This window comes from Nodosilinea sp. LEGE 07088 (assembly GCF_015207395.1).
GTDB lineage: Bacteria > Cyanobacteriota > Cyanobacteriia > Phormidesmidales > Phormidesmidaceae > Nodosilinea.
On the sequence record NZ_JADEWX010000169.1, the window covers coordinates 1 to 12,568 of the forward strand.

At 51.5% G+C, this 12,568-nt stretch carries 6 protein-coding genes; 4 read left to right on the forward strand and 2 right to left on the reverse strand.

What is annotated here, in order from left to right; all coding sequences use genetic code 11:
• Positions 1 to 108: 108 nt before the first annotated feature.
• From IQ254_RS25225 to IQ254_RS25240, 4 genes are all read left to right on the forward strand, one after another.
• Positions 109 to 957, forward strand: coding sequence for a nitrate ABC transporter ATP-binding protein (locus tag IQ254_RS25225; protein ID WP_193968917.1), 849 nt, complete (start codon positions 109 to 111; stop codon positions 955 to 957).
• Positions 958 to 1,105: 148 nt separating this feature from the next.
• On the forward strand, positions 1,106 to 1,993 hold the full coding sequence (locus tag IQ254_RS25230) for a helix-turn-helix domain-containing protein (protein ID WP_193968918.1): 888 nt from the start codon (positions 1,106 to 1,108) through the stop codon (positions 1,991 to 1,993).
• A gap of 102 nt (positions 1,994 to 2,095) precedes the next feature.
• A complete protein-coding gene (locus IQ254_RS25235) occupies positions 2,096 to 2,521 on the forward strand; it encodes an ester cyclase (protein ID WP_193968919.1) in 426 nt (141 codons plus the stop codon).
• Positions 2,522 to 2,675: 154 nt separating this feature from the next.
• Complete coding sequence (locus tag IQ254_RS25240) at positions 2,676 to 3,533, forward strand: DUF6671 family protein (RefSeq protein ID WP_313887565.1); 858 nt, start codon at positions 2,676 to 2,678, stop codon at positions 3,531 to 3,533.
• A 421-nt stretch (positions 3,534 to 3,954) separates the two neighbouring features.
• Here IQ254_RS25240 and IQ254_RS25245 read toward each other — a convergent pair whose 3' ends face one another.
• Positions 3,955 to 8,196 (reverse strand): LamG domain-containing protein, encoded by a 4,242-nt coding sequence (locus IQ254_RS25245; RefSeq protein ID WP_193968920.1) that lies wholly within the window; start codon positions 8,194 to 8,196, stop codon positions 3,955 to 3,957.
• A gap of 319 nt (positions 8,197 to 8,515) precedes the next feature.
• The gene (locus tag IQ254_RS25250; protein ID WP_193968921.1) at positions 8,516 to 11,680 is read right to left on the reverse strand and encodes a right-handed parallel beta-helix repeat-containing protein; all 3,165 of its coding nucleotides are present in this window, start codon (positions 11,678 to 11,680) and stop codon (positions 8,516 to 8,518) included.
• Positions 11,681 to 12,568 lie beyond the last annotated feature (888 nt).

Sequence of the window (12,568 nt, forward strand, 5' to 3'; positions counted from 1 at the left end):
GCCCTTTCCTGCGGAACGCTTCGCAAACAGGCACCCCTCCCAAGAGGGGACGGATTGCCATACTTCATCCCCCCTCTCCCCATCCTTCACTCTCAAGGAGTACTCACTATGCAACCCACCCAGCTCAAGTCCCGGCGGTCCGTTCATCCTGAACTGCTGAACTATCCTGACCAAGGATTCCTCACCTTCGATCGCGTCTCCAAAAGCTTCCCCACCCCCAAAGGCCCCTACCCAGTCCTCGAAAACGTCAACCTCACCATTCAGGAAGGCGAATTTGTCTGCTTTATCGGCCACTCTGGCTGCGGCAAATCGACACTGCTCAGCTTGGTGTCGGGCTTTCAGCAGGCTACCGAGGGTAATGTCACCCTCAAAGGGCGGCCTATTCTCAAGCCCGGCCCCGATCGCATGGTGGTGTTCCAAAACTATGCTCTGCTGCCCTGGCGCACGGTGTTTGAAAACGTCTACCTGGCGGTAAAAACCGTGTGGCCCAAAAAGCCCGAGGCCGAAAAGCGGGCGATCGTCCGCGAGCACCTGGCCATGGTGGGGCTGAGCGAAGCGGCAGATAAGTGCCCCGACCAGATCTCGGGTGGCATGCGCCAGCGGGTCTCCATCGCCCGCGCCCTGGCCATTCGCCCCGAAGTGCTGGTTCTCGACGAGCCCTTTGGCGCCCTGGACGCGATTACCAAAGAGGAGCTGCAAGAAGAACTGTTAAAAATCTGGAACGACCACCGCTGCACCGTGCTGATGATTACCCACGACATCGACGAAGCGCTGTTTTTAGCCGATCGCCTGGTGATGATGACCAACGGCCCCGCCGCCACCATCGGCGAGGTGATGGATATCCCCTTTGAGCGGCCCCGCGATCGCATCCAGATCATGGAAGACCCGCAGTACTACCAGCTGCGCAACCACGCCCTCGACTTCCTCTACAACCGCTTCGCCCATGACGACACCTAAAGCTCGCCCGCAAGATTGAGAAGGCGAATTGAGGCAGCGCACTGGCGTATAGCCATCGCCGCAGGAATCCTGCAACGTCCTAACCTTCCTGGCGATGGCTATATCTGACAGTAAGATAAGGTATCTACCTGAGGTAGCGATCGACGCTATGACATCCGCCAGCCTCCCCACCGATTTCACCCCAGCAAGCAGCCTCTCGCTCCCTTCCCTGCCTGTTGTGTCGAGTGGCGCAGCAGGATGGGATAAGGTTCAGCTTGCGCTCTATCGTCAGCCTCCTCACTATATTCCCGAACACCGTTCTCCCCATCATGTCATCTGTGTCAACGCTGGCAAACCCGTTACCCTTCAGCAGACGGTAGATGGGCATTCAGAAAAAATCGATTCCATCCCCGGCGATATCGGCATTTATCCAGCCCATCTCTGGCAAACTTTTCGTTGGGAACAAGACGCCGAGTTTTTGCAACTCTATTTGGAACCAACGCTACTCGACCAAGTAGGAGTAGACCTGGGTGGGAAAGACACGATCGAACTGGTGCCACAGCTGACATCGTGCTCTGACCCACTGATTTACCAGATTGCGATCGCGCTTAAAACCGCTTTAGAAAGTGATGGGACAGGAAGCAGACTCTACTCTGACGCCATGGCAAACGCTTTAGCCGCCCATCTGATCACTCGATATTCAGCGCACAAGACAGCTATCTACCAAATCTCGGGAGGACTGTCTGAGCAAAAGCTAAAGCAAGTAACTGCCTGCATCAATGAAAATCTAGAACAAGATTTAAGCTTGTCTGACTTGGCCAGTTTGGTTCAGCTCAGTCCTTACCATTTTGCTCGATTGTTCAAGCGATCTACAGGCATCGCTCCCCATCAGTACCATATCCGATGTCGCATTGATCGAGCCAAGCAGCTCCTATTGACGCAAGATTTGAGCATTGCTGAAGTAGCCTACGCGGTTGGGTTCGCCAACCAGGGACATCTCAACTATCATTTCAAGCGTCTTGTCGGCATGACGCCCAAAAAATTTGTGCAGCAGTAGCAAGAACTTGGAAAAAGTCGCAAAAACTTAGAATACAGCTATCGGCTTTATTTTCGATACTGCACACAGTGCGACATATTACCCAAGTTGAGGACAGTAAAGATGTCTACTGACCACAATCGAGCTATCGCCATCCGCTTTGCCCAGGACGGGTGGGGAACAAAGCTAGGCTGGGAGCAAATCTGGGATGAGTTAATGACTCCCGACGTAGTTTATCACTTCAACAGCGAAGCAGAGCCAATTGTAGGGTTGGAGGCCAACAAAGCGTTTAACGCAAGTCTGTTTAGGGGATTTACTGATATTAAGCACACGATAGAAGATGTGATCTCTGAAGATCAAAACGTGGTTTACCGCACCACATTGAAAGGGACTCACACAGGAGAATTTCTCGGCATCCCTCCTACAGGAGGATCAGTTAAGATCAACGACTTCACACAGCTTCGGATTGCCAACAACAAGATCATAGAGTGGTGGTACGAGTGTAATTTGCTAGAAGTGATGAAACAGCTTGGCTTAATGCCTAAGTAGAAGCATTTCAACCGTGGGCACTCACGGCGGCAAAGCTCAGACTTCGTTTGCCGGGGCCGCCGACCAGCTCAGGTTAGGGATGAACCTTCCAGGGATGAACCGATTTAGAAGCCTCTCTCTGTATAATTAGCTGGCAGGGGCAGATAGTATCTAAGTGGCTGATTACCTCAATTTCTTTGCCGGACGAGCAGCGGTGCTGGCTACGATGCATCGCAAAGAGCAGGCGATCGCACCCGTGCTCGAAATCCACCTGGGGGTCAACGTGACGGTACCCTCGGGCTTCAATACCGACGCCTTTGGTACGTTTACCAACGACATTAAACGTCCCGCCGACCAGCTTACCACTGCCCGGCTCAAGGCCGAAGCCGCCCTGCGCCACACGGGCGAGACCCTCGCCATTGCCAGCGAAGGGAGCTTTGGCCCCCATCCGCAGATTCCCTTTGTGGCCTGCGATCGCGAACTGGTGCTGCTGTGCGATCGCCAGCATCAGCTCGAAATCGTCGGCGAATACGTCTCCACTGAGACCAACTACCGCAGCCAGGTCATCCATAGCCCAGCAGAGGCCCTGGCGTTTGCAGAGTCGGTGGGGTTTCCCCAGCATGGGCTGGTGATCAAGGGCGGTGAGGCCAATCGCATCTTAGGGAAGGGCATTACCGAGGTAGACAAGCTGCTGGCTCTAGTGGAACAGGCGCTTGACCAATCGCCCCAGCCTAACGTTCACATTGAGACCGACATGCGAGCCCTCTATAACCCCACCCGCATGGCCATAATTACCCAGGCGACCGAGGATTTGGTGAGGGCGATCGCGCTGTCTTGCCCGAGTTGCAACTGCCCTGGCTTTAGCTTGGTCAAACAGTTTCCAGGGCTACCCTGTAGCCTCTGCGGTACCCCGACCTTACTGACGCTGGCGCGGCTCTATCGATGCCAGCGGTGCCAGTTTGAGCAACGCCTTCCCGGCGACCACGGGTTTTCGGCGGCAGACCCCAGCTATTGCCCCTACTGCAATCCCTAGGTCTGTCGGCCAGCAGGATCTGCCCCTGCTGGTTTGGAGTTTTCTGGTTCAGTCTTGCTCCAGTGTTTCGACCCGCAGTGCCACGGGCGACTATCTACAGCCTTATTTATGTTGCTTAAGTACAGTCCAAAGGAAACAGGGAGTAGGTGACAGGGAACAGGCTGTACTTGTTTCACTTGCACAACGCTATAAGAGAAAGCCGCCAGGTCGGTTAGAACCTGGCGGCGCCGCCATTGGGATATTCGCAATCAGATGGCATCAGGCTCAGTGGCTTAACCCAAATGGCGCAGACCCGATTTCTGAGCTCTCGTCTAGGGTCTTAGAGTATTCCACCTAAAAGAACATCCCGATCAGGAACGCGAACTCAGCCCATTGGGCCGGTCGCAGAGAGACACCGGATAGATATTTAGTTGGAACACTCTTAGGCTGCTTGAATCGCTTCCTGCAACTCGGCCACATCGTCAGCTAACAATTTGCTACCGATGCCCATGGTGACAGCAGTGGCGACGACATCGACCCCAACGAGGACAGCAGTGCCTTTAGGCCCAGATAGCCTCAAGGGAGACAAAAGGTCAGGTAGCAGCGCCACGACTTCATTGGCAACCTCAAGGCCGCGACCATCTTCTTTAGGAATCGCCGCTAAGTAAACCGAAGTGATGATGAGATCAACGAATGCGAGCAACGTAAAAAACATGGTGACTTGCTTTTCGTGGCGCTTCATTCGCCGTTTGCTGTCATCTGGTGATGGCCCCAAGGTCACCACGGAATCTAGAAGCAAAACGATCAGCCTATAGATATGCACCGCTCGTTCCCGGCGCTCTTTCTTCTTGGCGGCGGCGCTATTGTCGTCTGTGTCGGCTAGGAGCGTGAACGTGACAAAGGAGCACTGCCAGCTCAAACCATCAACCAAAACGCTCACCATCTCAAAGAAAGAAATAATCTTGCTGCCGAAGCTCGACGAACTCCCCTGGCTCGACCCACTATCTCGATCTGACCCACCCTTCTTACCAGTAACGGCAGTTGCATCCAATATGGCGGTGAGAATTCCACTAACCGTGTCTAGGGCGAGTTGAGCGATGCCAAAGCTCCGAACGTCATCTTTGATGGATTGCAGATTAGGCCCAGACGTCTCCTCAGCATCCTCAGCAGCTTCAGGGTTTTCAGAATCCTCATTTTGGGTTTGGGATACGCTCAGCGATCGCGTCGAGAGCGCGGCTGGCCCCGGTTGCGACAGCGCCACAAAATCAGGCGTTGCCGTCCCTTGAAAGGGCTTTTTGCCGAAAGCCAGCTTCGAGATGACCGTGATGGGAATGGCGAGTAGCAGGGTCGTCACGTTGAGGATTGTGAGATCACCCCCACCAATCAGCTTGAACAAAGCGCTGATAAAGGGAATATTAATCGGCGCATTAATCAGATCCTTCAGCTGTTGAATGGCTGCTCCCACAATGTCTAAGAAACCGTTCACAAAGGTTTCGATCAGGTCCAAAAACTGAATGACGACATCCCGCAAAGCTTCGATAATGGCGATCAGTGCGAGCTGCGGTTTGAGTGGATTTGTCACGAGTGCGGCGATCGCATCAGTCAGCCCTTCAAAGGCTCGCAGTGCCATGCCAATCACGTCTTCACCCGCTTCTAAAAGAGTTGACATGAAGATAGCGATCGCGGAATCGTCGCTGCTTTGATTCGTCGCCAGATTCGGGATGGGGTTGGCACCTCCTTGTTGCACTCCCCCAAAGAGTTTGGAAAGAAACCATTCAGCTGCTTCCGGCAGTTTGAATTCAAAGGTTTTGGCTTCGGAAGGGTTGCCGCCCAATAATTTCACCAGGTTGTTCATGCCGTCTTCGACGGTATCTTGCAGGTTGTCAACAAAGTCCGATACCGGCTTTTTGGCGGATTCTGCTAGCTGCGTGGCCGAATCCAGTCCGGCGTTGATAGTGCGGATCAGATACCGCTGAGTATCTAAAATGTCGTCCCAGTTGAACAAAAACTGGAGAAACTCGATGAACTTTTTGATGCCGTTCACCACTTTTTCGACTACCGCTTCAATAAACTCACCGACCTTTTCGACCGTATCAACCACAAAGTCAATGACCTCTTCAGCGGTTTTGACAATGAAATGGACGACCCCTTTAACCGCTCCGATCACCACCGACGTGGCTTTCTTAAGCGCATTTTTGAGACGTCTACCGATTCTGAGCCGTTTGACTGCAAATGCCCGTTGAGTGCCGCCAAAGCCGATCACACCCGGCAGTTGAGTGTCTTTGCCAGGGGATTCAGCAATAGGATCCCCTTCACTGCTGGTGGCCTGGTTGAGCAGCCGCGTAAAGTCATCCTGGCTGACTGACTCTTCCTGGATGCCGCCATTCCCAGGGCCATTAGCGACTACTGAGGCGGAGACCAGCCCACGGCTTTTCAGGATAGCGGTTTGGGCTGAGAGTTGCTGACCATTGCTCTCTTCAGGAGTCGGCGTTAGCTTCAGTTCCCAGGGCTTGTCGATCGCGGCACCTGAGACGACTCGGTTTGATGACTGACCTTGGTTCCCACCTTTACGACCAGGAGCATCGGCGGGAGAGGTCACCGTCGCCATCACCCGCTGGATGGTGTTTTGGACACTGGCAACTTCCGCCTGGCTGTGTGCCTTGCGATCGACAATCAAGTTACCCTGAGCGTCCTTGGCATTCCACAGGGCATCGTCCTCCAGCTCAGCAATTTGCTGGTGGGCTTCCTGGTTAGGAAAAATCACCACCTGTTCGTTTTCCGCCATTTCGCTGGTGCGAATCTTGAGACCCGGCGTATTGAGGCCATCGGCCTCAGAGGTAATCATGATGAAATTGAGTTCATTGGGCTTGAGCGTCACCGATCGCACCTCATCAATTTCATAAGTGGTGCCATCGACTTCAATCTGGGTCAGGTCGGTGGCCGAAACCTCGACCTCGCTGACGCTGCCCGGTTCAAACCGCAGGGTGGTGCGATAGGCCGAAAACTCTTCGAGAGTATCGCCCACCAGGCGATAGTCCTGACTCAGTTTGGTGGTGTAAGAGGCGAAGACATCTTCAGGGGCAATTGTTGTAAAGACTTGGATTGAGGAAATTGCCTCATCGCCGACCTGGCTTTCTTTCAAGTCGGGAACATTTTCGACAATATCCTCAATGCCTTCTTCTCGATTCGTATCGGCAACCTGGTTGTTTTCATTTCTAAACAAGGTCACGCCTGTTTTTGGCCCGACTCGAATGGATGAAACCTGGTCATCCAAACCATGAAAACTCTTCAAGCTGGTGTAGTTGCCTGCAACATCGTTTTCACTGTCAGACAGAATCCAGGTTCTGCCGTGATAGGCTCGATGCTCGTACAGGGCAACTTCTCCCTGAACTAGCTCACCGACCTGTCCCTCGTTGTCAGCCAGTTTGGCCGCGCGGAAGAAAATGGAGCGGTCTTCGTGGGTCGATATCCAGCTAAACTGGCCGTTTTCGCTAAGTTGAAGCCATTGGTCAAGGGATGTGCCGACGATAGAGAACGCCTCTTTGTGACTTTCTGAATCGTCCACCAAAAGTACGGCGGCTTCATTTTCAACCTTCAGCAGTAGCCCTTCCTGATCGGTAGCCGGAAGTAGCTGAGGGCGATCGTGATTGGGATTGTAATGGAAGGTGAAAAGTTCGTCTAACAAGCGATGCGGTGCGGTCACCAGCGATGCACCGCGCCTGCTCAGGTACTGACCATTAGGTGCTTTGATAATCCATTTGCCGGTAAAGGGCTCTCCGACTGTGGACCAGATATGCACAGAGCGGGGAAAGTCGCCGAGCTTTGTGAACCGAATTTCTGGAATATCGGCGTAAAGCTTTTGCGCCACGCCCCCATAATTGATTCCTTTATACAGCGTAGCGCCGGTGTCTGGCCCGAGCCGTAGCTTTTGAAACTGTTGCGAAAACTGCGAGAGATCGGCAACATCTTGCTTGAGGAGCACAGCCGCGTTATCAATTGCGACCAACTCAATTTCACCCGCACTCAACCGTCGATTGTCAGACGGTACCAAATCTTGAATCTGTGCGGCATTGAGAGCGGTGTGATAGATCCGTAGGTCTTCGAAATGGCCGGTCGGTGTATGTCTGGTGTAATGGCCTAACTTCACATCAACGCTGCTTTTAAGGTTAGCCACACCGGTTTTGGATGCACCTTCCGCTGCCAGTGTTCCGTCGAAGTATATCTTTACCGTCCGTCCTTCTCTGACAATGGCGATGTGATGCCATTTTTTATCGAATAAGTTCGACAATCGCGGCGTTGTGGCTACGGCGTGGTTCTCGCCTTTGCTGTTTTCATCAACGGCAAAGTTTAATACCCTTCCTTTGTCCAGAAGTCGTAATGAGAACCAGTTACCATGCCCTTTCACCGAGCGGTTGCCGATGATGTCCAGATCGTCCTGGCCATCAGTGCCCACAATCTTGATGCCAAATGCCACAGTGAAATCGCTGGTGCCAAACTGACCCACCTCAGGGCCAAAAACAATCCGAGACTCCCTGGAAGGAAATCTAACCGCATTGCTAATTCGACCATGTCCGTCCCATGAGATACTACGGTGAAATCGAGCTTCGACTCCGCCGATCGCATCTCGGGCGGCAGTCCCCTTTCTTTCGCTGAATTGCCAGTGATAGGTAGGCTGAATAGTCATGGAATTTCTCCTGTTATGAATAGTTGACAATAGGGCTAATGGTTGAACTTCAGTCACGTTCAAATCTAATTTTTCTAGCATGTGTAGGTTGAGCTGGCGATAGCGTAACCCAACAAAACCCTTGCTCCTGTTGGGTTTCACTCTGTTCCACCCAACCTACAATCTGTAACCCACTCACCGAGAAGCCGCTGCGCGTCTACACTCTAAATCCCTCTCCCTCAGGGCGAGGGACTTTGAAGTTCTGGCTCCCCTTCTCCTACAGGGAGAAGGGGTTGGGGGATGAGGGGGGCAAACTTGCAAAAGTGGGATTCCCCCGTCATTAGGGGCAAGGAGGCACACCCGCCGTACCCTCTACAAAGGCCGCATTGGTGGCAATATCGGCGGGGTTAAAGGTGCCAAAATTTCTGGCGGTAACATTGGCCTGGTCAACCACTTGAAACTGACCGGCCCCAGTGCTGACGAATTCAAAGCCATCGCTACCAGGGGTGAGCACACTGTTGTTATCAAGTGCTAGGCACAGGTCATTAGAAGCAGTGTGCCCAATGCTGACACCGTCATTCCCAGGGTTGGAAATGGTATTGTCGCTCACAGTTACAGTGACATCGGCATCGGCAACCGCTTCAATGACACTAGGCGTGTCTACAACGACATCAAGAGTATTTTCAACTTCAAGAGCATCTTCAATGTCTTCAATCTCGTCACCGACTGTATTCGTTGTGATATTACTGCCTTCCACGACGGATAGAAGCTCTTCTGCCCGCAAAGAGTTAGCATGGCCAATTCGTACAGCGTCACCGCCAGGATTGGTGATTGTATTGTTGGTCACAGTCGCCGTGACATCAGCGTCTTCAATGATGTTGATGACAATACCATCAGCGCCTACATCAGCAACCGTATTGTCGGTCACAGTCGCAGTGACGTTGGCATTGTCTTCAATTAAGGTGAGTTCAATCCCACCATCACCGGCATTGGTGATGGTATTACCCGTCACTGTAATATCCGCCGTGGCATTTTCTTGAATGTCATTAAAGAAAATGCCCTCTTGCCCGACGTTTGAGATTTGATTGTTGACGATATTAATAGTGGCATTGGCATTATCTTCAATAACGTCAAATTCTATGCCTTCTGTTGCCGCGTTAAGGATGTTGTTCTCCGCGATGGTGATATTAGATACGGTATCGTTTTCAATATCATCAAAGAGAATGCCTTCTTCATTAGCAACCGTAATCGTATTGCCGGTCACAGTAATGGCCGCGTTAGCGCGGTTTTCAATGCTGTCAAACTCAATCCCTGTCTCATTACTGATAATTTGATTGTTGGCAACGGTAATCGTTGCGATCGCATCATTTTCAATGTCACCAAACTCAATCCCCTCAAAGGCGACATTGCTAATTTGATTGTTGGTGACGGTAATCGTGGCATTGGCATTATTTTCAATATTGTCAATTTCTATACCATCCCCCCCTGCGACATTTGGATCCACATTTGGTGCCACAATCACATTGTCTGAGACCGTAATCGTGGCAACTGCATTGGCCTCAATGTCATCAAAGAAAATACTGTCGAATTGAGCATCGGTAATTTGATTGTTGGCCACCGTGATATTGGCGATCGCGTCTCCCTCAATGAGGTCAAATTCAATGCCATCTGCACCAATGGTGTTCAAGGTATTATTGGCGACGGTCACTGTGGCATTATCGGTTCCGTTAATGTCACCAAAGAAGATGCCATCGTTAGTTGTATTCGAGATTTGATTGCGTACAATCGCCACCGTGCCATCAATATCGGGCAGGTTAATCCCTACATTGGCATTGGTAATTGTGTTGTCTTCAATCGCAATACCCTCACCATTTGCCACAATGCCATCTGCCCCAGCCGGGTTTATCGCTAAGCCCGAGACCAATGTGTTGTTGCCAATCGTTGCAGTGCCGCTGACGGTCGGTAAGTTGCCGCTGCCAGAGCCTGGCAATGTCACTTCCCCAAACTGAGTATTTAACCGTTGGGTCGGCCCCACTGAGCGCACTTGTACCCCATCTGGCAGGGTAAAGGCACCACCTGCATCACCTGCCTGCACAAAAATAATGTTGTCGGCGTTGGCGGTGGCAATATTGGCAGCCTCAGCAATGGTATTGACAGGATCTTCAAAGGTAGCCTCCAGGTTAATCTCTTCTGCTAGCAGTCCATTCACTGCATCGTTAGCGGCACCGTTCACTGCGCCGTTGGCGGCAGGATCGACATGACGGAAGACAAACGCCTGGTTCGTATCTGGGTTGATCGCAATAATGCCAGCTTGGAGGATCGAAACATCCGTTTGTTCCTCGACCAAAACAGTGTTGGTCCGCGCAATGGGTTCTCCTGCTCTGGCCCACAGCCGCGCTTGCGAATTCTCTTCCGTATCGGCTGGACGTTGTGCTGGGGCGCCTAACAACGCACTCACTGAAAAGATCGCATTCGTGCCAAACACCCCGTCATGTTGTATGCCTAGCCCAAAGCGCAAGTTGTTTTGAACGCGATAGTCCAGCGAGGCTCGAACACCTAAACTCTCTTGAGAGGCTTCTCCACCCAGATAATACACACCGCCTCGCCCCCACAAGCTGCTCCCTTCACCAAAGTCGAACAGTTCCAGGCCACCGTCGAGGGACACGGTGGTCAGGGCAGCTTGGATCTGGTCAATTCGCTGCTCATCCAACAACAATTGATTACCGACAAACTGAGGGTTTACGACCTGGGTCTCGGTGGCAACGACCTGACGAGCATTACCCAAGGGAAGGTTGGCATTGAGCGTTACGTCCCAGTTCTCTCCCAGTAGCTCAGTGCCAACGCCCGCCTGGGTAAAGGTGCGATCGCCCGTACTGCGAGCATCTAGCCCAGCATAGGCACCCCATATGGTGCTCTCATTTAGCAGGGCTCGGTAGCCAGCTTGCAAGCCCCCGCCAAAGTTGCCGGTGTTATCTACACTCACCCGGCCATCAATAAAGGTGACATTTTGCCCCGGTGTTTGAAACAAAGGGAGAAAACCACCAAAGCTACCAAAGCCCGTAAAGCCACCCCCTTCGTTATAGTTGAGATTGAAGAAGGGTTGCAGACGGAGTGCAGCCGCTCCTGTCTCTGTTGGGATGGTTTCTGGGGTGGAGGCCTGAGCGGTCTGGGCTGGCTCAGCCTGAGTTTGAGCAATCTCATCGGCAGAAACTGGGATGACGCTTCCCCCAGGGAGAGGCTGCGCGATCGCTTCAGCTGAAATGGCCAATACACTCGCTAACGATAAGCAATAACTCAGACATCGCTTAACGCCTGTATTGCCGAAGATCCGTAGCTTTTGAAAACGTTTCGAGAGCCGAGATAGCTCTTTAACATCCTGTGGGGAGATAATGGCGGCACCATTGGTAGCCATCAGCCCAATTTCATCTTCACCGCTTACGGTATCCACTGCTCTTGTGCTTTGTTTTTTATTAAACTGCCAATGATATTTAGGCTGAACAGTCATGGGTTTTCTCCTATTGTGAGTGATTAGCGTTTGAGCTTGGACTGCGTCAAAATTCAGTCTTTGGAAAGAATCCAAATCAAAAATTGGACATGATTTAAATCAAATTGGTGTCCTCTTCAGTAGTTTTCAGGCAACTCAAGAGTCATGTATGGGATTACTTCTATCTTCAGTTTGGGAATTCCGGAAAATAGATGGAAATTTATTTTTGGATTTAATTTTAGTTTTAGGAGACTGAAAAATCTTCAAAAAAATGGCACGCTCAAGTGTTCCTGATATTTGATCAGGATGATCTTTGCGAGCAATTTTTATGAAATCAAGGACTCAAAAATAGACCAACAGTTGACGTTCTGCTGTAAGTGCATCAATGACACAGAGCTGTATGAAGCAAGCTTATTAAGAACGTCGTTAATGGCCCATGATAGATACGAATAATGTTCAAGATCGGATGAGTTTTTTTTAAGAGCTTGTCGGATGGCCTGTTGCAATGATTAGACAGTCCATCTCTGTGGCTGGCACAGAGCCAGCATCTCTAGCCTCAACCTTGACAACATCTAACGTAAGGAGATTTCTTAGAAAGAACTTCCCCTGGGCGTAGTGATGGGCAAAGGGCTTTGCCCGTGCCCATCACCAGGAAAATGCTGTGATGGGTACACAAGCTTTGCCCAGACTACCTGGGTACTTTGTTTTCCAGAAATCACGTAAACCTCCTCGGATCAATCAGCATTGGTCTATCTGACTATCAATACGAATGAGGTTTCAATTTGGATGAAAAATTTTCAAATTTTCCTCAAAGCCTTGACCTATATGGTTTCGGCGATGATTGGGCCGGTGGGTTGTGCTGGTAAGTTGGCCGGTTCAACCGTGACGATCACCTCTGTAACCCAGGGC